We start from the raw sequence: 25101 nt of genomic DNA, 5'->3' as shown, positions 1-25101 counted from the left end.
AATAGCACTGTATATTTTAACGTATAGTTAAGAAATCATCTTCAATCTATAAAAGGCAATTCGTAACCTTACAATATCCAATTAACTTTTTGTAGCTTTGAGTTTCTATCAAAACTATCAAAATGTCAGACCAAAAACGTCTTTTTCTAGTAGATGCCTACGCACTTATTTTTCGTGGATATTACGCTTTTATAAAAAACCCAAGAATTAACTCTAAAGGTGAAGATACCTCAGCAATTATGGGGTTTATGAATTCGCTTTTAGACGTTATAAAACGTGAGCGTCCCGACCATTTGGCGGTTTGTTTTGATAAAGGCGGTAGCTCCGATAGGGTAGAAATGTATGAAGAATACAAAGCTAATAGAGATGAAACGCCCGAAGGTATTAAAACAGCTATACCATACATTTGCGATATTTTAAAAGCAATGCACATTCCTATTATGGTGAAGGAAGGTTACGAAGCAGATGATGTTATTGGAACGCTATCCCGTCAAGCAGAAAAAGAGGGTTATAAAACTTATATGGTAACACCTGACAAGGATTTTGCGCAATTGGTAACAGAAAATGTATTTATGTATCGTCCAGTTTTTGGCGGAGGTTACGAAACCTGGGGGATTCCTGAAGTTCAGAAAAAATTTGAAGTGGAAGATCCATTGCAAGTAATTGACTTCTTAGGTATGATGGGTGATAGTAGTGATAATATCCCTGGACTTCCTGGTGTTGGTGAAAAAACTGCTAAAAAGTTCATTGCCCAATTTGGAAGTATGGAGGGCTTGTTAGCAAATACCGATCAGCTAAAGGGAAAAATGAAGGAAAAAGTTGAGGCTAATGGCGAATTGGGGTTGCTTTCAAAAAAATTGGCAACCATAATGCTTGATGTTCCGGTTGAATTTAATGCGAAAGACTTTGAACTGGATCATCCAGACATAGAAAAAGTAAAGGAAATTTTTCAAGATTTAGAGTTTAGGCGCTTAACTGAAAACTTCTTAAAAACATTTGCAACGGATACTTCAACCACAGCCAGTACGGAAGAGAATTCAAAACCTAAACCAGAGCATAAGCCAACAGCGAAAGAAACAAAATCTGCTGGTGCAGGACAGTTTTCTTTATTCGGGGCAGACCCTTCTAACGAAGCCGAAACGGTTAATGAGTTCACTAGGAAAACAGCCGAAACCACATCGCATTTTTATCAAAGTGTAGCTTCTGGTATGGCTACAAAATTGTTCATTAAAAACCTCTTAAATCAAACTTCGGTATGCTTCGATACTGAGACCACAGGCTTAAACCCGTTAACGGCGGAATTGGTAGGTATTGCCTTTTCTTGGGAAGTTGGTAAAGGCTTTTATTTGCCATTTCCAGAAAATAAAGAAGAGGCGCAAGACCTAATAGAACAGTTACGTCCGTTTTTTGAGAGTGAAACTATCGAAAAAGTGGGTCAGAACTTAAAATACGACATCAAAGTTTTGGCGAAGTACAATGTTGCCGTAAAAGGTAAATTGTTCGATACTATGTTGGCACATTACCTTATCAATCCAGATATGCGCCATAATATGGATGTGCTCGCAGAAACATATTTAAATTATACCCCAATTTCTATTGAAACTTTAATTGGGAAAAAAGGAAAAAATCAACTCTCGATGAGAGAAGTGGCTTTAGACAAGCAAACCGAATATGCTGTTGAGGACGCTGATATAACCTTACAACTCAAGGAACATTTTAAAAATGAATTAGGTGAGGCCAATACCCAAGAATTATTTGATGATATAGAAATTCCGTTGCTACGTGTTTTGGCGGCGATGGAATTAGAAGGGATAAACCTGGATAAAGAATTTTTAAATAGTTTATCAGAGAAATTAGATAAAGACATCAAGGCTTTGGAGCAGAAAATTTACGAAGCTGCTGGGGAGGAGTTCAATATTGCCTCACCAAAGCAACTGGGTGTTATTTTATTTGAAAAACTAAAATTGGTAGATAAGCCTAAAAAAACAAAATCAGGGCAATATTCTACAGCCGAGGATGTATTGAGCTATTTAGCAAAAGACCATGAGATTATTCAAAATATACTAGAGTTTAGAGGATTATCAAAATTAAAAAGCACTTATGTTGATGCCTTACCAAACCAAGTTGAACCCGCTACAGGTCGTGTCCATACAGATTATATGCAAACCGTTGCTGCAACAGGACGTTTAAGTAGTAATAACCCTAATTTACAGAATATCCCCATAAGAACAGAACGTGGGCGACAAGTACGCAAAGCCTTTATTCCAAGAAACGACGATTATACATTGCTAGCTGCAGATTATTCCCAAATAGAACTGCGCATCATCGCTGCATTAAGTAAAGAAGAAACCATGATTGAAGCTTTTAAAAATGGAGAGGATATTCATGCGTCTACCGCTTCAAAAGTGTTTAATGTACCAATTAATGAGGTAACAAGGGAACAACGTAGTAACGCTAAAACCGTTAACTTTGGGATTATCTACGGTGTATCTGCATTCGGGTTAAGCAATCAAACCAACTTATCTAGAGCAGAATCTAAAGAATTAATAGATACCTATTATGCCACTTACCCGAAATTGAGAAGTTTTATACACGAGCAGGTCGATTTTGCGCGCGATAACGGTTATGTGCAAACTGTTTTAGGGCGTCGTCGCTATTTAAAAGATATCAATTCCCGCAATGCGGTGGTTAGAGGCGCTGCAGAGCGTAACGCAGTGAATGCACCTATACAAGGAAGTGCAGCCGACATCATTAAAATTGCCATGATTAATATCTACAACAAGCTAAATGAAGGCAAGTTTAAAACCAAAATGTTATTACAAGTACATGATGAATTGGTGTTTGATGTGTATAAACCAGAATTAGAACCTATTAAAACTTTGGTGAAGACCGAAATGGAAACTGCTTACAAACTTGAAGTGCCATTGGATGTAGATTTAGATGTTGGCGACAATTGGTTGGAAGCGCACTAAATATGCTAAAATTAAAAGGCGATTCTTAAGACTCGCCTTTTTGTTTTAATTGTTCCCCTCTACGATGAGTCTAAATTCTTTCGTGCCGACTTCAGAAGTTATAATCATGAAGTAAAGCGCCTCTTCTAATCCTACAAGATTAAATTTATATTTATAGCCCATATTCTTCAAGTCTTTTTCTAATATCTTTCTTCCTCTTAAATCATATAGCACAGCTTTTTGGAGATCTAAGTTATTTGGGTTATTAAGTGTAAACTCTCCATTAGTAGGGTTAGGGAATACTGTAAGTGTACTTAAGCTAAATTCAGGTGTATTTGCGCTTAACGTACTGGTGATGGTGAGTGTAAATAAACAGCTACTCATATTGCCATTAGCATCCTCTGCTGTAAAACTAATAGTATGTGTACCAGGTGGTAAAGTGGTACCTGCTACTGGGTTCTGAGTTGTATTGGTTACAGGGCTAGCACAGTTGTCAGACGCTATCACTACATTAGTTGAAAAATAATCGGGCACTGTGTATTCTGTTTGTGACCCAATATCTACGTTTTGGTCAGTTGGACATGAAATAGATGGATCTTCATTATCTACAACCGTAACGGTTTGAACTGAACTTTCGGTATTGCCACTATCATCTGTCACGGTCCATGTTACTGTATTAGCACCCAATACCAAACTAGCAGGAGAGGCTACAACACTGGCCACGCCACAATTATCGTTTGTATTTGGAGGTGGTAATTGAGATGCATCATAGGTACAAACTCCAGCATCGGCATCTACATTTATAGCGCCCAATGTTGCAATGGTCGGGTCTTCATTATCTACAACTGTAACCGTTTGAACTGAACTTTCGGTATTGCCACTATCATCTGTCACGGTCCATGTTACGGTATTAGCACCCAATACCAAACTAGCAGGAGAGGCTACAACACTGGCCACACCACAATTATCGTTGGTATTTGGAGGCGGTAGTTGAGATGCATCATAGGTACAAACTCCAGCATCGGCATCTACATTTATAACACCCAACGTTGCAATGGTCGGGTCTTCATTATCTACAACTGTAACCGTTTGAACTGAACTTTCGGTATTGCCACTATCATCTGTCACGGTCCATGTTACGGTATTAGCACCCAATACCAAACTAGCAGGTGAGGCTACAACACTGGCCACGCCACAATTATCGTCATTAAGTGGTGGCGGTAGTTGAGTTGCATCATAAGTACAGCTGCCAGCATCGGCATCTACATTTATTGGGCCTAGGGTTGCTATAGTTGGGTTTATATTATCTTCAATGGTTACCTGAGCGTCACATTGAGAGCTATTTCCATTATCATCTAGTACGGTAAGCGTAACTGTTAATGGACTTAACAACGCACTGTCACAATCAAAAGAAGTTTGAGATAAGCCAAAGGAAATATTTCCACAATTATCGGAAGAACCATTATCAATATCGGCGGCTGTAATTGTAGCATTACCAGAGGCATCAAGTTGTACAGTAATGTCTTTACACAATGCTATTGGATCTATATTATCTTCTACGGTGACTACAGCACTACAGGTTGCAGTATTACCGTTATCATCCGTAACGGTTAAAGTTACACTATTGGCTCCAACATTAGAACAATCGAAATCTGTAACATCAAGACTTAAAGAAGCAATACCACAATTATCTGTAGAACCATCATCAATATCTGCAGCTGTAATAGTAGCGCTACCAGAGGCATCAAGTTGTACTGTAAAAGGTTGACATATTGCTGTCGGTGCAGTGTTCTCAGGACCTGTTATAAAGGTGAAGACCACCTGGTCTGAAAGTGTCACATCTTCAAATTCAACTAAACTACCATTAAGCCCCGTGGCGTTTACCTCAGTTATAAGGCCATCAGTAAAATCACTATTGCCATCTGTATCTATTAAAAGTTTAAAATCGGCTAATACGGATCCACTTAAGCTCAAACCAGAAATGTCAAAAGATAAATCTATAGTTCCCACATCGCCTGTATGTTGTACCTTCCATTCACGTACAATCCTTGAATAGCAACTATAGGCCGAAGGCAGTCCTAGCTCGGTTTCAGAAAGAACAGCGCTATCATTGCCAATCATGAGATAATCGCCATCGTCTAATTTTTCTTTATTAAGAATAACAATATTACCAAGACCAGATTGACCTGTTCCATCTCCAGAACCCGTATTAATGCTATTAGATACAGTTTGTAATAAACCACTTGCGTCATCACGACCAATTCCAAACACATCGTTCCAATAGGTTACATCATTCCAAATAGGGTTACTATTAGAGTCTACGTAATTTACTGCTGAGAGATCTAAGGTAATTCCATATTTAACCGCTAAATAAGATTCAACCTCTATTCTGTCTCCAGAAGTTAGAGAGGTCGGATAAACGATGATTTCCGCAACATCTCCATTAAATGGAGCCCAACCTACACTATTTGTCCCTGCTCCGTTAATTGTCCCACCAATCATAGGGACGAGTGGCATGCTGAGAAAGTCACCCCCGCTTTGGATAAGAGAACCTTCAAAACCATTTAAGGTATAATTTCCAGGGCTTGAACCAATATCAAAATGAACTATAGAAAAATTATCTCTTTCAGAATTGGCAAAATATTTAATTTCTCCAGTGGTTCCTGTGCCAGCACTTAAATTATCATCGCCACGATATCCAAAAAATGCTGGACCATAATCATTTCCGGCCAAATTACTGCCCAAAAGGGTCGAAGTATTTGTATTGCTCCGCATCACAGCAAATCCAGAAACTGAAGGAATCGCAGTATTTCCAGTTATATTGGAGGATGGGATGTCTTCTGGGTTGTCAGTATTTGAGAAAGAAACTGATGGATTAAAATTGATCGCATTGGAATTGAAAGTTGGACCAGTACCAACCACTGTAAAGAAGTTTATAGCAGTCTGATCTGCCCATGAGGTAATTACACCACCAGTTTGACTTACTCCAGCATTGGCTTCAAGCCATAAACTTTCATTAGCAACACCTCCAGGAGTAGGAACTTCCGTTATTAGTGCAAAAGATCTTTTTTCATTTGCAGGGAAAGAAATTCCGATGAAGGATATAATATTCGAGGTCAAATTATTTGGCTCTATCAAAATTGGTTGTCCTGTAGTCAAATCTCCATCACCATCGCCATCAATCAAAAGCCTAAATTGAGTAGGTTCTGTCCCTGAAACTGTTAATCCATTTAAGTCAAAACTCAAATCTAGCGTACCAACATCTCCTGTATGTTCGGCAAACCATTGTCTTCCCAAGCGCCTTAACCCAGCCAGAGACGCTGGAAGCCTATCAGTCGTTTCTGATAAAACTGCATTATCATGACCAATAATTAAAAATTCATTATTATCAAGATTGGAAGGATTTGAAATCACCAAATTACCCGCTCCAGTTTGTCCTGTTCCATCTCCGCTACCAGTATTGATGCTATTTGATTTTTCTTGGTTCAAACCACTGACGTCGTCTCTTCCAATTCCAAAAATGTCATTCCAATAAAAATTAGTTGGATCAGACCAAATTATTGTACCTGCAGACGATAGATAATTGGAAACTGATTGGTCTAATGTGATTCCAAATTTTAATGCCAAGTAAGTTTGAACTTTTATTCTTTCAGTATCTGTATGAGGTTGCTCATACATAAGTAGTTCTGCAATTTGGCCATCGAAATAACTCTCCTCTCCTGTCCTTTGGCTTCTTCCTACATAAGGGATATCACTATATGTCTCCATAGTAGTACCCGAACCACTTATTTGAACAGTAGGGAAAAATAGGCCATCAATAAAGGATTTTTGTGCCGTTGCAGGCTGTCCCGCAACCACCTCATATACGCCAATTCTGGCTTTATCTGCTCCTAAACTCCCAGACGAACCTGCAAATAATGAGTTGGGGTTAATCAGATTGTTTCCAGTCCACATGGACTGCCCTTTCATCATATAACCAGTATTTCCTGAAGCGCTATTATCAGGTGTAGAAACCGAAATGATAGTACCTTCATCATCGGCTACATCTCGTTTTACAACAGCATATAAGGTTTGGAAAAGTACCGGGTCAGTACCAATGAAATAATTTGAGGTCCCATTAAAATCAACTGTATTATTAAAATTAATTCCATTCTGGATCAATTGAGGGTTACCAGATGCTGAAAAAGAATTTTTTGAGATTTGATCAGTCCAGGTATTGATATCTGAACCTGAAGATGTAATTCCAGACTCTGTCCATAGCCACATTTTTCCTCCTGGTACTCCTCCAGGTTTTAGGAATCCGGTGATCAGGGTAAAAACTGCATTATCTGGTAAATTGAGCCCTTGAAAAGTTAAGATTTTTAAGAAAGAACTATAAGAGGTAGCATCCACTACTATTGGACTACCTGTGGTAAAATCTCCATCGCCATCGGTATCTACCAATAATTTGAAATCTTCAGCAGCAGCACCTAGCAACGAAAAACTAAAAAAATCGATCGCTAAGGTAACCGTACCTACATCCCCGGTTCGTTTTACTCTCCATTCTCTACTTAACCTTCTTGCCAGAGGTAAATTCGCAGGTAAATCCGTATTTTGTTCTGCTACAGCATCATTATTATGTCCTAATAGCAAATAATCTCCATCATCTAAGGAAGATGGATTTCTGATCGTCAAATTTAGTTTGTTTGGTTGGCTCTGACCGACTCCATCACCCGTATTAATACTATTTGATTCGACTTGGTTTAAGCTTGAACCATCATCTTTACCTATACCAAATACATCGTTCCAAAAGGCAGTATCATCCCAAATTGTGGTTCCAGATGAATTGACATAATTTCCAACAGAAGGATCTAAACTGATGCCATATTTAAGAGCTAAATAAGACTGGATTTTATTTCGCTCGTCATCAGTATGGCTTGCAGGATACATGATCAATTCAGCAATTTGACCATTAAAATATCTAGGCACTGCCTCTTGACTACTTCCTATAAAAGGTATTCCCTGAAATGGGTTGATGGTTGTGCCTGTTACCGCTGCTGTCGGAAAAGACTTCCCATCAATAAAAGACTTTTGATTTGTCAAAGAATTATTGGGTATAATTTCAAGTGTTCCAATCCTTACCTTTTGTGTGCCTAAATTGCCTGTTGATCTGAAAGAATTTGCCTGACCAGACTCGCTTGATGATGTGAGCATTCTGACTCCTGACATCATAAACCCTGTAAAAGGAGAATTTACAGAAATAAGCGGATCAGTATTCTGATCAATATTTTTCTTAACAACTGCATATAAGGTTTGAAAAGTAATTGGAGAATTTCCCTCTAAATAATCCCCCGCTCCATCTAGTTCTAAAACCGGATTAAAGTTTACTTTCTTTACCCTATTTTTTGGATCTCCATTGATAGTAAAAGTGTTGGTTCCAGTTACGTCTTCCCAAGCTGATAAGTCGTTTTGATTATTTAAAGCAGGGTTTGTAGATTTCAACCATAGATTCGCACCTGCGACACCAGGACCAATAGCTTTGCCTGTAGCAAAAGTAAATACCGCCCCATCCGTTAGATTTACCCCATTAAAAATTAGTTTGGAGCTGCCAAATGCATTTGGGATAATTTGCTGGATTGTTCCTGTGGTAAAATCTCCGTCCCCATCTACATCGATCAAAAGTAGGTAATTATTAACATCAGTGGTTCCTCCTGAAGTAATCAAACCATTGAAATCAAATTCTAAATCTACAGTTCCTGGATCCCCAGTACGTTTCACTTTCCATTCCCTCCCTAACCGATACACTGACAAATCTGCCGGTAAATCATTCAATTGCTCATTCAATGCTCCACCATCATTACCTGTCATCAAAAAATCCCCGTCATCCAGACTAGATGGGTTCGAAACCAAAATATTTGCTTCTCCGCTTTGGCCGGTCCCAGGACCGCTACCTGTATTGATACTATTGGATTGGGTTTGATTTAAGCTACTAGCATCATCTTTCCCTATTCCAAATACATCATTCCAATATGTGGCATCATTCCAAATTGTGGCTCCAGATGAATTGACATAGCTCCCTACAGATGGGTCTAGAGTGATACCATATTTAATAGCAAGATAAGATTGTATACTTGCCCTTTCTGAGTCACTATGTTCTACCGGATACATGATCAGTTCCGCAAGCTCTCCATCAAAATAAGAAGGACCACCTACAGCAAGAGTGCTACCGACAATCGGGATACCGTTAAAGGGTTGGAAAGTAGACCCTGTTATTCCCTGAGTGGCAAAAACTTTCCCATCGATAGAGGTATATTGGCTACTAAGATCCCCTCCAGGGTTTATTTGGGTAATGGCTATTCTGGCTTTCTCTGTACCCAGTTGACCTGTGGAAATAAAGACTGATGCATTGCCGGTAACATCGCTGGTGGTTAGCAAGTCGGAACCTGTCAACATGGCTCCACTGAATAATTCTACAGCTGGATCAATCCCGATTACAGTGCCGGAATTACTATCGTCTATTTTGTAGACTGCATAAACAGTCTGAAATTTAATCGAGTTATCACCTTGCAAGTAATCATTTATTCCATTAAAGCGCACCGATGGGTTAAAATTAAAACCAAGAGGAACAATCCCAATAAAACCACCATTCACAGTAAATGAATTGTTTCCAGTTTGATCGATCCAGCCCGTTAGTGTACCGGTAGCAGGGCTTAAGCCGGCATCACCCTTAAGCCAAAGATTGGCACCAAGAACTCCTGGGCCAATCTGTTGTCCAGTGGCGAAGGCGATAACAGCTCCATCAGGAAGGGTTACATTGGTGAAGGCGATAACATCGTTTAGCAAAAAATCTGGTGTAATGACTGTTGTACTATTAGAAAAATCACCATCTCCATCCGTATCGATAATTAGGCGAAAATCTGAGGCCTCATTTCCGCTTACTGCGATCCCCTCCAGATCAAAAGAAAGACTTATCGTTCCTACGTCATTCGTACGCTTCACTTTCCATTCTCTTCCCAGTCTGAAAAAGTCCAATCCGGCTGGCAAATCTGTCGCCTGCTCTGTAAGCCCGCCATTATCGTGACCGATCATCAGAAAATCCCCATCATCCATTGATGAAGGGGTAAAAAAGCTAATATTACCGGCTCCTGACTTACCTGTACCGTCTCCACTTCCAGTATTGATACTATTCGATTGGGTTTGATTTAAACTGCTGGCATCGTCCCGACCAATTCCAAATACATCATTCCAATAATTAGTATCATTCCAGACTACATTTCCGTCTGAGTCCACATAATTCGTCAGAGAAGGATCGAGGGTTATTCCGTATTTTATGGCGAAGTAAGATTGAATCTTTAGTCGATCTGTGGGTGTAACTTCATCGGGGTATAATACCATTTCAGCCACCTGGCCTCTAAAGTGACGCCAACCAGATTGGGGTTGGGCACCTCCAATATTATTGGTACCTCCAATCCATGGTGTAAGACTAATTGAAGAAAGAGGCACGTTTGCGGGTGTTAGACTTTCACCGTTTATAGAAAAATAGGTATTAGATGCCTTAATGCTATAATTTACTATAGCTGCTGGCTGGTTTGCCGCTAATCTGCCATCATTGACCTGATGGAACGCATTGCCTTCCGCAAAATAAGCCTCATTACCACTAAACCCACCAAAAATCTGCTTTCCATATATGGATGCTGGATTTGCCCCACCAATGAGCGCACCTGAAGTTGCATCTGATTTAAGATAAACTGCAAAACCTTCAATAAAAGTGATTTGTTCATCACCTGCCAAATAATCTCCAGGCAAGGCAGTGGAAGCTTCAGCGTTATCAAAATTTACTGTTGGATTGAAATTAATTTGGTCTGTCGCAAAGGCTGGAGTGCCATTTAGTGTAAAAGTGTTGATCCCGGTTTGGTCGGTCCACCCAGTCAGGTTGTTTCCACTGTTTGATGCACCATCATCGGCTTTAAGCCAAAGATTCGCACCTACAACACCAGGACCAGTAGCTTTGCCTGTGGCAAAAGTGAATACTGCACCATCTGGTAGATTTATCCCATTAAAAATTAGTTTGGAGCTACCAAATGCATTTGGGACAATTTGCTGGACTGTTCCTGTGCTAAAATCTCCATCTCCATCTCCATCGATCAAGAGAAGGTAATTGTTAACATCAGTGGTTCCTCCTGAAGTAATCAAACCATTAAAATCAAATTCCAAATCTACAGAACCTGGATCTCCAGTACGCTTCACTTTCCATTCCCTTCCTAACCGATACACTGACAAACCTGCCGGCAAATCGTTCAATTGCTCATTCAAAGCTCCACCATCATTTCCTATAATTAAAAAATCACCATCATCTAAAAGAGCCGGATTGCTAATTATGATATTACCTTTACCTGTTTGACCAGTGCCATCGCCGCTACCAGTATTCATACTGTTACTTTGGGTCTGGTTTAGAAAAAATGCATCATCTTTACCAATACCAAAAATGTCATATTTATAAGTGGTGTTAGCCTCCCAAATAGGTGCTCCTGATGAGGATACGTAAGAAACAGCTTCTTTATTATCGCCCAAGGAGATTCCATATTTTATGGCTAAGTAAGATTCTATTTTTTTGTAATCGTTACTGGATAAAACACCTTTATACCCTAAGATTTCGGCAATACTTCCATCTTGAATTCGAGCGGAAGCTTGGTCTGTTTTACTTTGTTGACCAATGGTGAAAGGTCCTGAGCCTGTTGTGTGATTGGAACTCTCTTGGATTTCTGCTGCTGTAAGTTTAGGCAAAGTTATATTAGCGGTCACAACAGCTGAAGTGGCTCCATTGAAGTAAAGCGCATGATTTGTCCCAAAATCTATCGTAAATCTATTTAGGGCAGCGGATGTACCTTTAGTATGGGATTTCCTAATATCTTGTGCACCACCACTGCCTGGTGCAGAATAAATACCATATGTATTGTTTCCATAAACAAGACCATAACCACTATTAGAATACAGCCCAAAATCAAAAATAAAAGGATCTTGCTTATTTAAATTATCATCTGGCATGGAAACCGTAAACCACGTCATACCACCATCTGCGGCTTCGGCAAAAATATAATCATTCCCGAAATCGAGACCGTCATCTGTTCCATCAAAATCAACTACTGGGTTAAAGTTGATAATATCGGTACCAGTAGATTTATAAGTAGGTGGGGCTAGTTGTGCATCTGTGGCATCGTTTGTTCTCACGCCAGATTGATCAACCCAGCTATTAACTGCCTGACCATCTGATGCTGAGGAAGATCCATTCAATACCCCAGAATCACCTTTTAACCAAAGTTTTATTCCTGGCACACCACCAACAGCGTTCGTTGTAAATGTTTTATCGGAACCAAAAGCATCACCTGCAGGGTTAGAAGATTTTAATCGGTAATGATAAGTAGTTTCTGCTTTTAAGTTGTTTAGTTGCGCTTGCACACTAACTGCACTACTGGCGGAGCTTGTAGAAGGTACAGATGTAATGGTTTGCCCATAATTGGTATCTGTGCCATACTCAAATTCAAATGAAGAAGCTGAACCCTGAGGGTTAACTTCACCCGTGAGTAAAGCACTTGTAACGGTAACGTTTGTAGCATCTCCCGTTGTTACAGAAGATAAAGCAGCACCTACTTGAGATTGCGTTAAAGGACGATCCCACATACGAATCCCATAGACCGAGCCGCCTGTTGTGTGTTCGGTAGCGGCATTATCATTCATGAAAAAACGAAACTCACGTTTGCCGTTTAATGCTTGGGGGATGGATGAATCTGAACTATCTGTTTCCTCATAAACTTTATTTACTGTGCCGTTAGCTTCTACAACAAACACAATAATTTTTTTGTCGGCTGCATTTCTTGTAAGAACAAAATCGTAAATTGTGTTCGGTTGATATGCGACATTTTGATTCCCCGTAAAAGGATAAAGCACCAAGCCATTATTAAAATAGTAAAAACCATTATCACTTGATTGCCCTAAAAACGACAATATTTTTTTATAACCTGGTCCTGTTTCATTAAATGAAATTCTAAAGCCTACAGAATAACTTCCGGGATTAGTCAGTTGGTCGGTCTCCAAAACCAAACCACCTCCCGGACTTGCAGGTTGGGACCAATTAAACCGATTGGGATTAGTGCCATAACTAGAACTGGCTATATTAAACGTGGCAAGAGTGATGCCAGTAGCCTTTGTATCATTTAAATTTCCATTGAATTCAAAATTATGAACCAGGTTTTGGGCATTTAGTAATGCAAAAGAACTCAGAAAGACTAGTGCGGTAAATCTGTTTTTTAAAATAACAGTTGCACAAAAACGAAAGATAGAGGGTATAAATTTCATCAATAAGAAAATATGATTATAGCGTTTTTTGTAAATTTAAGGAAATTTAGAATAATTCAGAATGTATAACTTTATCTAGTTAAGAATTACAGTTTCGTAGTTTCCTGTTTAATATCCCTTTAAAGGAAATAGCAATTTAAGAAAAATTAACTGGATTTTATTGAACTGAAGCTGTAATAATTCTTGGATATGGTGACATGAATTCCGTTTTTTTTCAGATAAGTTAGCAGCTTTAAATGATGAGATGACGAAATCTTAATTGAGGGAGCAGTATAAATATTAATTTAAAACCTAAATTTAACCAAATCAGGATAACATTCACGAAAGCAACGATAAATAAAAACACAGTTTAATAGCTAAAACTCAATTAGATGAACATAAATAAAGGAATTATTAGAATTGTTGTAATTACGTTTATAAGCGTATCCTTATTAGCCTGTAAAAATAATTCAAAAACAAACAGAGGAGAGCAGCCTGAAGGTACTCCCAAACAAGAAGAAGCTGCACAGTTAGATGCTTCAATTTACGGGAATTATGTTGATTCTAGTTATAAAGACAGAAACCAAGGCTACGATTGGATAGGAGTAATAGTAGAAAAACTTGAGGAAGAATCAATTTTTGTTTCTATTAGGTCTCGTGCCGACAAGAAATCGCCAACCTGCACCTATGATACAAAAGCCTATAAAAAAGATGAAAATCTTTATGAATCAATTTTTGATGGTAAGCCCATCAGGTTTTTATTTGCAAAAGGAACTATTACCATTTCGGGTGAAACCCCAGAAAACTCAAATATACTATACTACTTTTGCAGTGGCGGTGCATCCATTGCCGGAACGTACCAAAAAATTGATACAGAACTAGACCAAAATCAAGTAGATTTAACAAAGTTTATAAAAGTTTTAAACTTGCAAGGCGTAGGGTTTAATGTGTCGTCTATAGAAAAAGACGGCAAGAACACCTTAACGATTTTCACATTCGGTTTAGAAGAACGCGAATACAACGAAACGTTAAATATTAACAACGAGGAAGTCGTTGACGCAGCAGTAGAAGACTTGAATAGCGATGGCTCCCCAGAACTTTTTGTGTTTACACAATCTAGTGCTAAACAAAAGTACGGGAATGTTTATGCGTTTTCTGTAAATAATAAAAAATCAATGAGCGAGGTTTATTTTCAACCAACATCAGAAAACAAGAGCATAAACAATGGCTATCGTGGGAACGACACTTTTACGCTTATAGAAAACAGATTAGGCCAACGCTTCCCTATTTATAAGGAAGGCGATGCGGATTCGAATCCAACAGGAGGTACAAGACAAATAACCTATAAACTGGTTGAGGGTGAAGCCTTGAGACAGTTAGAAGTAGACAAGATTTCTGAATACTAAACCAAAATAAAATTGCTACACAATTTAAACAGATATTATTTATGCGTAAGACTTATTTTTAATTAGAGTGCGCAGTAAATTATTAGAATCCATCCACCTTCTGATTTTAAAAAGGTGGGTTCTGTATAAATTTATTTACCCGTTACCCAGTTTTTCAAAAACAAAATCTCCTTGTCCATCTATAGGTAAAATTGCTCCAAGTGGAACATCTTCCCAAATCATTAAGCTAGATTCTAATTTAATGGAAAAAGAGTTGGACTCATTCTCTTCTCCTGAAAGAACAAGTTGACCATCCTGCAAGCCCCATGTACCAATAAATAGGTCTATATTTTCACAATTTACCACATACTCTACTTCATCTTCTGAAGGGTTGTAATCATTTACATCATATTGTTCTAGTATAAATGATTGATCAGGTTTAAATTCAAAAGCCATTAATTCGCAGCCCTCAATTATTATCAATTCTACAACAGCACATATTTCTCGAGAAAGTTCAGCAGGAACAGCATTACCCTCCAAATTAATTTCGGTAATATCCCTTAACAACCAAACCCCTTCAATAGCTGCTTCTTTGTCTTGTATTTCTTCCTCATCTGATGATTTTGAACATGATAGTGTAATTAACAATATTAATAGGGCAACAATTTTAATAGTTTTCATGTGATATATTTTAAAGTTTATATCCCATCGGTTCAATTAAAAAATGTCATCATAAAAGTTTATGAAAAATTTCAAGGCCTTGTAGAAAGCGAATTACCTACGTTTCTTTTTCCTAAACTTAGCCTTATTCTTTCGTTCGTTAAAAGGCACTGTTTCATTAAAAGTGTATTTTAGGTTTTCTTGGTTTGTTTTTAGGCCATTTATCTTCCGTAATAAGAAGTAAGACAAGCAAGTCTTGGCGTCCTAGTTTACTCAAGGTGTTTTTGTTTTTTAAGCGCATATGGATGGTAACCGCTGTAGCAAATTGCGTTAGCCAATTTTATAGGGTTGGTATAAAGCCCTGTACTTGTTCCAAGTTGAAAGCCCATATCATTCGTTTCAGCAACTAAATTTGCTATGTCCTCAGCTTCACAAGCTGGATGATTCGAAATTAAATAGGAAATGAGTTGTAACTTCAGTTTGTGTTTTACATTAATGCTATCAAAGCGCTCCTTAAACCTGTGGAAATAACTAAACAATGGCTTGCGTATTAATTTAAATAAAGGACCACTAGTGTGTTTTGGCGCTAATAAAGACTGAATAATGAAAATAAGTCCAAAGAGAATGGTAGTAGTTATAAAAAAGAAAGCTTAAAATATATAACTTCTCATCATTAAGTGATAAAAGTCATTTAATAGGGTTAAAATATTCTTCAATTTTGCATGAAAATAATTAAATAATCTAAACATGTTACAGAATAGAAGAATATACCTGCCACCTCTTAGTATGATAGGTCCTGGAGCTTTAAATGATTTAGCAGAAGAACTTAAAAGTCTTCCTTACAAAAAAGCACTTTTTGTTACAGATAAAGTCTTGATGCAAATTGGCGTTGCGGAAAGCGTACTTAAAGTTCTAGAATCATCAAATATTAAAACAATAGTATTTGATGATGTAAAACCGAATCCAACAGTTAAAAATGTTAACAACGGACTTGAATTACTAAAGGAAAACGATTGTGATTTTATTATAACCCTTGGAGGAGGATCTCCGCAAGATTGTGGTAAAGCTATTGGTATTCTTGCAACGAATGGTGGAAATATAGAAGATTACGAGGGCATTCATTTGTCAAAGCATGTATCACTACCTATCATAGCAATAAATACTACAGCAGGTACAGCTAGTGAAGTAACAATAAACTATGTTATTACCGACGAAAAACTACATAAAAAAATGGTAATGGTAGACAAGAATTGTTTAGTGTCTATCGCTGTGAACGATCCTGAATTGATGTTAGGTAAACCTGCCGATTTAACTGCTGCTACAGGAATGGATGCTTTAACGCATGCTATTGAAACTTATGTAACAAAAGGTGCATTCGAATGGTCCGATGTTTTAGCCTTAGAAGCTATTAAGCTAATTTCTAAAAGTTTAGAAAAAGCAGTTCATAATGGGCAAGATTTAGAAGCTCGAAATCAAATGGCGTGGGGGCAGTTTATTGCAGGTCAAGCATTTTCAAATGCAGGTTTAGGTTATGTACACTCTATGGCACATCAATTAGGAGGTGTTTACGATTTACCTCATGGGGTTGCTAATGCCGTTTTGTTGCCTCATGTCGAAAAATTTAATATTCCAGAATGTGCACCTAAATTAAAAAAAGTGGCAGAAGCTATGGGTGTTGATGTTTCAGAAATGAATGATACCGAAGGGGCAAATGCAGCTATTGAAGCTATTAAAAATCTATCTAAAGCAGTTGGCATTCCGTCAGGGTTAAAAGAACTTGGTGTTAAAGAAAAAGATTTTGAATTAATGTCAAAAAATGCATTAGATGATGTTTGTACTGGAGGAAATCCTAGAGAGGTAACTTTAAGTGATACAATTGGTATCTACGAAGCTGCTATGTAAATATATTTTTTAGAATGTTTAAAAACCCCGAATACGTTTAAGTTTTTGGGGTTTTATTTTTTTGGTCTAAACTTAGCCTTTCTTTTCCTTTTATTAAAAGGCACCGCATCATCAAAGGTATGCTTAGGTTTTCCTGGTTTGTTTTTACGCCATTTTTCTTCTTTTTTAGGAAGTAATACGTCCAATAAATCTTGGCGCCCCAGTTTATTCAAGGTGTTTTTAATCCATGCTTTGTTTTCATCCTTATACCAAAAGAAAAAGCGGTGTTGTTCATCCTTTTCTTTTCTGGTTTTAGGTGTTTTTACTTTTTTAAGCGTATATGGATGGTAACCGCTGTAGTAAATCACAGTAGCCACTGTCATTGGTGTTGGTGTAAAGCCTTGTACTTGTTCCAATTGAAAGCCCATATCTTTAGTTTCGGCAGCTAAATTTGCCATGTCCTCAGCTTCACAAGCTGGATGATTCGAAATAAAATAGGGGATGAGTTGTAACTTCAGTTTATGCTTAACATTAATTTTGTCAAAGCGCTCCTTAAACTTGTGAAAATAGCTAAACGACGGCTTTCGCATTAACTTTAATACGGGGTCACTGGTATGCTCTGGAGCTACTTTTAAACGACCAGACACATGTTTTGTCATTACCTCTTCCGTATAATCGTCAAGTTCTTTAGCGTCAGCATTTTTATTGAACTCAGGCACCAACATATCATGGCGAATACCACTACCAATAAATGATTTTTTTACTTTTGGGTGACTGTCTACTGCCTGGTATAATTCTGTAAGTGGTTTGTGAGATGTGTCTAAATTGCTACAAATTACTGGAGAAATGCAAGATGGTGCCACACATTTATCACAAATTTCCTGCACCTTGCCTTTCATTTTATACATATTGGCACTAGGGCCACCTATATCAGATAAATAGCCTTTAAAATCCGGCATGTTTGCCACAGTATCTACTTCCTTTAAAATAGACGCTTTACTTCTAGATGCAATAAATTTTCCTTGGTGCGCAGAAATGGTACAAAAGCTACAACCTCCAAAACACCCGCGGTGAATGTTTATAGAGAACTTAATCATTTCAAAAGCAGGTATGGGCCCGCGCTTATTATATTTAGGATGAGGCAATCTGGTATAAGGCAAATCAAAAGAAGCATCAATCTCTTCTTCTGTCATGGTTGGATATGGTGGATTAATCATCAAGGTTTTATCTCCCACCTTTTGAAAAATCCGTCGTGCTGCCAGCTTATTGCTCTCTTGTTCGATAATCTTAAAATTAGATGCGTAGGCTTTTTTGTCCTTCAAGCAAACGTCGTGGGACGCAATCTCTACATCTTCCCAATTACTATTTTTGGGGATTTTATCTGTGGCATCTAACAATACTGCCGTTTGGTTTACGGTGTTTATGCTACTAAAGGGTACACCCTTTTCTAGCAATCTAACAATTTCCCGAAGCGGTTGCTCGCCCATACCATACACCAACATATCCGCTTTAGAAGTTTCTAAAATGGTAGGCATTAGTGTGTCGCTCCAGTAATCGTAATGGGTTACGCGTCTTAAAGAGCCCTCAATACCGCCAATTAACACAGGAACCTCAGGCCACTTTTCTTTTAAAATTTTACTGTAAACTGTTGAGGCATAATCTGGCCTAAAACCAATATCGCCATTAGGTGTGTAAGCATCCTTGTCGCGTCGTTTTTTATTGGCGTTGTAGTTGCTCACCATTGGGTCCATACATCCACCAGTAACGCCAAAGAACAACCTGGGCTTTCCTAGCTTTACAAAATCCTGAAGGTTGTCATTTACATTAGGCTGAGGCACAATAGCTACGCGCAACCCAAAACTTTCTAGTAAACGTCCAATAACGGCAGGACCAAATGTGGGATGATCTACATAGGCGTCACCACTGAATAGAATAACGTCTAGCGTATCCCATCCGCGAATTTTCACCTCTTTGTTTGTGGTAGGTAACCAATTTGAAAGTTTTAACTCCTGCATAGCGTTGCAAAAATAGTCAATGTACATTAAATCGCATCACATAGGGCTAATTATGTAATATTACCCTTATAATATACCATATTGACTTTACAAAATGATAACATAGAATTAACAGGTAATTTTGCATATAAATTAGTCAATATCAATGTTTTGCACGTCGGTGAGTTGCTATACTTTTGGAGTGTTAAACGTTAATAAATCCAAATCATGAAAAACGCAATGAACAACTCTAAAAAAGTATTATTAATGGTAGCTTTACTTGCTACGGTTATTGGATACGCGAACGACAACACATTCTTTATTAGAAAAGGAGAGGCTAACAAAACGTTGCTCTCTATAGATGTTAAAGAAGGTAACCTCTTTACAATTAAAGATGAAAACGGAATTATCCTTTATAAGGACTTTATAGAGCAAACAGGTATCTATACACAGGGATTTGATCTAACAGCACTTCCAGATGGTGATTACTTTTTTGAACTGGATAAAGACATGGAAATCACAATCATGCCGTTTACAGTTTATTCAAACAAGGTTACTTTTGAAAAAGAAAATAGCAAAACTATTTTTAAACCTTCAACACGTGTAAAAGACGATATGGTTTTTGTAAACCGCTTATCAATGAATCAAGCGCCTGTAGAAATAAGAATTTATTTTAACAGCGGAGGTGCTTTTACTAGCTATGAATTAATTCACTCTGAAATTTTAACTAGTGAAGGGAATTATATCAGAAAGGTATATAAGATAAAGGATTTTACTAAAGGAGATTATAAGATAGTATACAAGACAGAAGGTAAAACTTTTGTAGAATTTATTTAATTACTTCAAGACTAACTCAATTATTTTTGAAAGAGCGGGCAATTTGCCCGCTTTTTTATTAAAATAATTTAAACTGTCCGTTTTTATAAGTATCATGAAGTTTGCAGTTTAGGGTTGGCATGCCTTTGTTCTTAAAATATTTTTGTCGTGCCAATTTCACCAAATCATTAAGCTGTTCCGCTATTTTTCCTTCACCTCGCATTCGTGCGCCATAGCGAGAATCTTTTAAAGTGCCGCCATGGCAATTTTCAATTTGGCGTAACACTTTTTCTGCCCGATCGGGCATGCTTTTTTTAATCCAATCGGTAAAAATTTCACCTATTGCGCCATTTAGTCTCACAATGGTATGCCCTATGGATACAGCTCCATGCTCTGATGCAGCCTTTGCTAAAGGTAAAATCTCATGGCTGTTTATTGAAGGAATAATTGGTGCTAACATCACATTTACAGGAATACCATGTTCAGTTAATACCTTAACGGTTTCTAAGCGCTTTTTTGTGGTTGCGGTTCTAGGTTCTAAAAGACGTCTTGTGTTTTCAGATAGTGAGGTGATGGATATGTTAACAGCAATTAAATGGTCTTCAGCAAGTGCTTTTAGCAGGTCTAAATCTTCTAAAATTCTAGAATTTTTAGTGATAATACCCACAGGATGCTTGTATTTTAAAAACACCTCTAAACACTGCCTGGTAATTCTAAACTTTTGTTCGGCAGGTTGGTAGCAATCGGTATTTCCAGACATTACAATAGTTTGGGCTTTCCAATTTTTCTTTTTCAAATGCTGCTCTAAAAGTTTAGGCGCATCTTTTTTTACTAGAATGCGGCGCTCAAAATCTAATCCCGCACTATAACCCCAAAACTCATGGGTGTTTCTGGCGTAACAGTATACACAACCATGTTCGCACCCTTGGTAAGGGTTCATAGAATATTGCATACCAACATCGGGACTTGTAACTTTATTGACTATAGTTTTAGGAAATGCTTCTAAATATTGGGTTTTATTGTTATCGTGGTTTTCGCCTTCTTTTTGGCAAAACTCCAAGAAATCATCACGCATTTCGTGGTGTAATTCGAAGAAACGATTAGGGGCGTTTAGCTGCGCGCCACGTCCTTTTATGGCAGATTTTGGGTTCATTCTAAAAAAATATAGGTTGAAATGCTTTGAGAAGCTCTCTAAAATTAGATATAATTTCTTTTGAAAACTGTTAAAGTAAAAATGGGTTGTTAACAATTTGACTTACGTCTTGACTTTGTAGAAATTTTCCTCTACCTTCGTTTAAAGGCGCATATCCGTCAACCCATTGTAGATAATTTAAGAACAGAACTATGAAACAAAATTTATTATTTGGTTTTTTACTGATTTTTACATTTAGTAGTTTTTCTCAAAATTCAAAATTTAGCATCGAAGCTAACTATCCAATAACCATTGACAACAATTTTTTAGGAGACGACTCATACGGAATCATAGACCTTGGATTGAAATACAGATTTACAGAATTAAATCCTATAAAAATTGGAGTTAGTTTAAATGGTGGTGTTCTGATAGACAATTCTAATCAAAATAATTCACCTCAAGACTTTTTGGTAACTATATATATAATTCAACCCAAAGTTTTTGCTGAACTTAATGTCGAATCTGTAGAAAAACTCCACCCTTTTTTAGGTTTAGGATATACATTCATGAATTTTCAACTGTCAGGTTCTAACAACGGAATGAATGTATCTGGTGAATCTGACAATTTAAGTGGATTTGGATTCAATTTTGGTGTTGCTTATGATATCAGCAATAAAATTTTCGTCCAAGTTCAATATGATTTCACAAAGCTAAATGCAGACGATGTTCCTGACATAAAATTTAACACTAATGTGAATTTACTGAAAATTGGAATCGGACTTAAAATATAAAAACTACCTACAACAAGGAACTGAGGTAAAAAACAAGTAAAAATTTCTATTTTGTTCTTAACCAATGTTAGTTGCTTTGTTTGCTAGTTTCTTATTTTCCTTCGGAAAATCCTAGCACACAAACACGCAACATTTAATTTAAGTAACCGCTAAACGAAACTAAAAAACCTACCTCCCCGGAAACTCCGCTTTTCGTTTTTCTAAAAATGCCGTTGTACCTTCCTCGAAATCTTCGGTACCGAAGCAATTTCCAAATTCGGTAATTTCGGCTTGGTAACCGTTAACCCCTTCTTTAAAATTAGCATTTACGGCTCTAATGGCAGCACTAATAGCTACTGAGGAGTTCTTTATTATTTTTGCGGCAAGTGTGTCGCATAACTCCAACAATTGGTCTTGTGGCACTACATGGTTTACCAAACCATAGCTTAAAGCTTTGTTGGCATCAATCATGCCTGCCGTCATAATCATTTCTAAGGCGCGCCCTTTCCCCACCAATTGCGTTAGGCGTTGTGTGCCACCGTATCCTGGAATAACACCCAGAGACACTTCGGGCAAACCCATTTTGGCATTATCACTAGCCACTCTAAAATGGCAGGCCATGGCGAGCTCTAAACCGCCACCAAGAGCAAAACCATTTACAGCAGCAATTACTGGTGTAGATAAGTTTTCTACAAAATCGAAGAGTATTCTTTGTCCGTTTGCAGCTAAGTGCATGCCTTCTTCAACACTAAAATCGGCAAATTCGCTAATATCGGCTCCTGCAACAAATGCCTTTTCGCCACTACCGGTAACTATAATTACTTTTGTGTTTTCGTTAGCATCCGCAGCTTTAAACGCCTCATGCAGTTCTTGTATGGTTTCCTGATTTAAGGCATTTAATTTTTTAGGACGATTTATGGTAATCGTCGTGATATGTTGTTTTGAATCTACAATTAAGTTAGTATACATCACTTTTTGTTTTTATCAAGATTTATCTTTTGGAAACACCACTTTAAATACTGTGCCTTTATCGGCTTCTGTAGTAAAGGAAATAGTGCCTTTATAGTTTTCTACAATATTTTTTACCATGGCCAACCCTAGCCCCATACCACTGGTTTTGGTGGTGAATTTTGGTTCGAATATTTTGTTTGTATTCTCTTCTGAGATTCCTGCTCCGTTATCGGCCACAGTAATAATCACATTATCATCATCTTGCCCAACATTAACCAAAACTTGTGGTGTTTTATCTTTAGGGATGGCTTGTATGCCATTTTTCACCAAATTGGTTACCACTCTAATCAGTTGTGTTCTATCGAACTCTGCAATAATTTCTTCAGCATCCGATGTAAATATTATATAGTTTTCATTAAAAATATCAAGCGCTAATTTTGTAATGTTCACCACATTAAGGGTTTCATTTTGTTGCGCAGGCATTTTTGCAAAGTTTGAAAATGCCGAGGCAATAGAGCTCATGGTATCTATTTGTTGAATGAGTGTTTTGCTATATTCTTCTAATTTGGCGTGAATGTTTTCATCGTTCGGATCAAATTTCCTTTGGAAGTTTTGCACCGTTAATCGCATAGGCGTTAAGGGGTTTTTAATCTCGTGTGCCACTTGTTTTGCCATTTCCCTCCACGCTTGTTCGCGCTCACTTCTTGCTAGTTTTATAGCACTATCTTCCAACTCATCAATCATGCTATTGTAAGAGTCTATCAAGGTAGAAATCTCTTGACTGGAATCTTCTATCATTATTTTTTCGTTGCGCTTTTCCAAACGTGTCGCAATAATTTTTTCACTAATGGTTTTTAGCGATTTTGTGATGTATTTAGAAAGTAAAAAAGCAATGGCAATGGCAATAATGAGCACAAAGAGGTAGGCAATACCCAATCTTCCTAAAAATTCGTTGAGTTCTTTTGCTAAAAAGTCATCACGCTCTAAATAAGGTAAATTTAGTATGGCCAATGGTTTAGACTTGTTGTCGTAAATAAAAAAGTAAGACGATTGGTAGGTTAAGCCATTTTCGGTAAGCTTATCCACATATCTATGGGCAGCAGTATTTGCAATAGCCTCTAAAATATGTGGTTCGATAGACTTGTCTTCTTCGTCTGGCTTTAAATCAGCCTTCGATGTAATAAGTAGGTTGCCTTCTAAATCGTAAAGATTAATTTGTAGTTTATGTATATCGGCTATGTTGCTTATTTCGTCTTTAAAGATTAACGGAATATTTCTGGTCTTTACTTCCCAAGTATTTTGTCTGCCATTTAAAACCCGCTTTAAATGGGTTTTAATGTTTTGTTCCTTGCGTTCTAGCCGTTGTGTATGGTAATCGGTCGTTTCTTCGTTGTATTGGTAGATAGCGACGGCGGCTATAAATACCGATGCGATTAATACCAGCACGATCATTACTATAAAAATACGGGTACGTAAAGAGAGTTTTTTTAATTTCATTTGCAAGATGCCCACAGGTAATATTAAGCTATTGTTTTGAAAATGTTGATGGACTAAAGATAACAATAATCGCACCAAAGAGCGTTAGGAACATTTCAATATTAAGAAGGCTTTTTTCTATGAAAACAAATTCTGCCTAAAATTATAGTCGTTATGAAACAAAACTCCCACAGCACCAAAAGTTTTAAGCGTCTGGGTTTTTTTCTCTGATGTTTTTGTAAAGTTTAAAACCAAGCATGATGAGCATGCCCAAAACAAGAATTCCGATAACACCCCAAATCCAATTAATAGCACTTTTTAGAATCACTAAAAAGATGACTGCAAAAAGGATAAATGTAGCACCCTCGTTCCAGATACGCATGTAGCTTGATGATTTTTTAACCACATCGTTTTGTAGTTGTTGGTAGTATTTATGTGTTTTTATATGATAAATAAACAGCAGTAAAATAAAAGCGAGTTTCACTTGCATCCATGGCTGATACAACAATGTTGGGTTGAGGTGAAATAATGCTAAACCAAAAAGTAATGCTAAAATAGCGGACGGCCATGTAATGATAAACCACAGGCGTTTTGCCATAAGTTTAAGCTGTTTGCCCAAAATCTCTTTATCGGGAGATGGTTTATGAAAGGCTTCTATTTGGTACACAAAAAGCCTTGGAATGTAAAACAAACCCGCAAACCAAGTAATAACAAAAATGAGATGAAATGCTTTTAAATAGAAATATGCCATTGGTTGTTTATAAGAGGTGTTTT

Annotated in this window: 13 protein-coding genes; 5 read left to right on the top strand and 8 right to left on the bottom strand. The window is 37.5% G+C overall.

Annotated elements, in window-relative coordinates:
- Window positions 1-122 precede the first annotated feature (122 nt).
- Complete coding sequence (gene polA / locus BMY39_RS01335) at window positions 123-2972, top strand: DNA polymerase I (protein WP_092574429.1); 2850 nt, start codon at window positions 123-125, stop codon at window positions 2970-2972.
- Between the two features lie 45 nt (window positions 2973-3017).
- Here the strand turns inward: polA and BMY39_RS01330 are convergent, their stop codons facing one another.
- Window positions 3018-13283, bottom strand: coding sequence for a DUF8202 domain-containing protein (locus BMY39_RS01330; protein WP_092574427.1), 10266 nt, complete (start codon window positions 13281-13283; stop codon window positions 3018-3020).
- A 371-nt stretch (window positions 13284-13654) separates the two neighbouring features.
- Here BMY39_RS01330 and BMY39_RS01325 point away from each other — a divergent pair, with 371 nt between their 5' ends.
- The gene (locus BMY39_RS01325) at window positions 13655-14668 is read left to right on the top strand and encodes a PliI family lysozyme inhibitor of I-type lysozyme (RefSeq protein ID WP_092574425.1); all 1014 of its coding nucleotides are present in this window, start codon (window positions 13655-13657) and stop codon (window positions 14666-14668) included.
- Between the two features lie 135 nt (window positions 14669-14803).
- Here BMY39_RS01325 and BMY39_RS01320 read toward each other — a convergent pair whose 3' ends face one another.
- Together BMY39_RS01320 and BMY39_RS01315 are read right to left on the bottom strand one after the other, a co-directional pair.
- Window positions 14804-15328 carry a hypothetical protein gene (locus BMY39_RS01320; RefSeq protein WP_092574423.1) on the bottom strand — a complete coding sequence of 175 codons (525 nt, stop codon included), beginning with the start codon at window positions 15326-15328 and terminating at the stop codon, window positions 14804-14806.
- A 248-nt stretch (window positions 15329-15576) separates the two neighbouring features.
- Window positions 15577-15846 carry a hypothetical protein gene (locus BMY39_RS01315; RefSeq protein WP_092574421.1) on the bottom strand — a complete coding sequence of 90 codons (270 nt, stop codon included), beginning with the start codon at window positions 15844-15846 and terminating at the stop codon, window positions 15577-15579.
- A 208-nt stretch (window positions 15847-16054) separates the two neighbouring features.
- On the opposite strand from BMY39_RS01315, the gene BMY39_RS01310 reads away from it, so the two are divergent.
- Window positions 16055-17209 carry an iron-containing alcohol dehydrogenase gene (locus BMY39_RS01310; protein WP_092574419.1) on the top strand — a complete coding sequence of 385 codons (1155 nt, stop codon included), beginning with the start codon at window positions 16055-16057 and terminating at the stop codon, window positions 17207-17209.
- Between the two features lie 53 nt (window positions 17210-17262).
- Here BMY39_RS01310 and BMY39_RS01305 read toward each other — a convergent pair whose 3' ends face one another.
- Complete coding sequence (locus BMY39_RS01305; RefSeq protein WP_092574417.1) at window positions 17263-19203, bottom strand: YgiQ family radical SAM protein; 1941 nt, start codon at window positions 19201-19203, stop codon at window positions 17263-17265.
- Between the two features lie 207 nt (window positions 19204-19410).
- Between BMY39_RS01305 and BMY39_RS01300 the strand changes: the two genes are divergently transcribed.
- Window positions 19411-20019 carry a hypothetical protein gene (locus BMY39_RS01300; RefSeq protein WP_092574415.1) on the top strand — a complete coding sequence of 203 codons (609 nt, stop codon included), beginning with the start codon at window positions 19411-19413 and terminating at the stop codon, window positions 20017-20019.
- Window positions 20020-20077: 58 nt separating this feature from the next.
- On the opposite strand, the gene BMY39_RS01295 is transcribed toward BMY39_RS01300, so the two are convergent.
- The gene (locus BMY39_RS01295; protein WP_092574413.1) at window positions 20078-21151 is read right to left on the bottom strand and encodes a PA0069 family radical SAM protein; all 1074 of its coding nucleotides are present in this window, start codon (window positions 21149-21151) and stop codon (window positions 20078-20080) included.
- A gap of 191 nt (window positions 21152-21342) precedes the next feature.
- Between BMY39_RS01295 and BMY39_RS01290 the strand changes: the two genes are divergently transcribed.
- On the top strand, window positions 21343-21921 hold the full coding sequence (locus tag BMY39_RS01290; protein WP_092574411.1) for an outer membrane beta-barrel protein: 579 nt from the start codon (window positions 21343-21345) through the stop codon (window positions 21919-21921).
- A 168-nt stretch (window positions 21922-22089) separates the two neighbouring features.
- Here the strand turns inward: BMY39_RS01290 and BMY39_RS01285 are convergent, their stop codons facing one another.
- The 3 genes from BMY39_RS01285 to BMY39_RS01275 all read right to left on the bottom strand — a co-directional run bounded on the left by BMY39_RS01285 (window position 22090) and on the right by BMY39_RS01275 (window position 25078).
- The gene (locus tag BMY39_RS01285) at window positions 22090-22869 is read right to left on the bottom strand and encodes an enoyl-CoA hydratase/isomerase family protein (protein ID WP_092574409.1); all 780 of its coding nucleotides are present in this window, start codon (window positions 22867-22869) and stop codon (window positions 22090-22092) included.
- Between the two features lie 15 nt (window positions 22870-22884).
- Window positions 22885-24348 (bottom strand): sensor histidine kinase, encoded by a 1464-nt coding sequence (locus BMY39_RS01280; protein WP_092574407.1) that lies wholly within the window; start codon window positions 24346-24348, stop codon window positions 22885-22887.
- A gap of 184 nt (window positions 24349-24532) precedes the next feature.
- Entirely contained in the window at window positions 24533-25078 is a 546-nt protein-coding gene (locus BMY39_RS01275) for a CopD family protein (protein ID WP_092574405.1), read from the bottom strand.
- Window positions 25079-25101 lie beyond the last annotated feature (23 nt).

This window comes from Hyunsoonleella jejuensis (assembly GCF_900111025.1).
GTDB lineage: Bacteria > Bacteroidota > Bacteroidia > Flavobacteriales > Flavobacteriaceae > Jejuia > Jejuia jejuensis.
Note: the sequence above shows the minus strand (reverse complement) of the source record. Positions and strands in the feature narration are given on the sequence as shown.

Excerpts from the sequence above, each read along its gene's own strand:
- polA (WP_092574429.1), top strand. The coding sequence starts at position 123 with ATGTCAGACCAAAAACGTCTTTTTCTAGTAGATGCCTACGCACTTATT.
- BMY39_RS01330 (WP_092574427.1), bottom strand. The coding sequence starts at position 13,283 with ATGAAATTTATACCCTCTATCTTTCGTTTTTGTGCAACTGTTATTTTA.
- BMY39_RS01325 (WP_092574425.1), top strand. The coding sequence starts at position 13,655 with ATGAACATAAATAAAGGAATTATTAGAATTGTTGTAATTACGTTTATA.
- BMY39_RS01320 (WP_092574423.1), bottom strand. The coding sequence starts at position 15,328 with ATGAAAACTATTAAAATTGTTGCCCTATTAATATTGTTAATTACACTA.
- BMY39_RS01310 (WP_092574419.1), top strand. The coding sequence starts at position 16,055 with ATGTTACAGAATAGAAGAATATACCTGCCACCTCTTAGTATGATAGGT.
- BMY39_RS01305 (WP_092574417.1), bottom strand. The coding sequence starts at position 19,203 with ATGCAGGAGTTAAAACTTTCAAATTGGTTACCTACCACAAACAAAGAG.
- BMY39_RS01300 (WP_092574415.1), top strand. The coding sequence starts at position 19,411 with ATGAAAAACGCAATGAACAACTCTAAAAAAGTATTATTAATGGTAGCT.
- BMY39_RS01295 (WP_092574413.1), bottom strand. The coding sequence starts at position 21,151 with ATGAACCCAAAATCTGCCATAAAAGGACGTGGCGCGCAGCTAAACGCC.
- BMY39_RS01290 (WP_092574411.1), top strand. The coding sequence starts at position 21,343 with ATGAAACAAAATTTATTATTTGGTTTTTTACTGATTTTTACATTTAGT.
- BMY39_RS01285 (WP_092574409.1), bottom strand. The coding sequence starts at position 22,869 with ATGTATACTAACTTAATTGTAGATTCAAAACAACATATCACGACGATT.
- BMY39_RS01280 (WP_092574407.1), bottom strand. The coding sequence starts at position 24,348 with ATGAAATTAAAAAAACTCTCTTTACGTACCCGTATTTTTATAGTAATG.
- BMY39_RS01275 (WP_092574405.1), bottom strand. The coding sequence starts at position 25,078 with ATGGCATATTTCTATTTAAAAGCATTTCATCTCATTTTTGTTATTACT.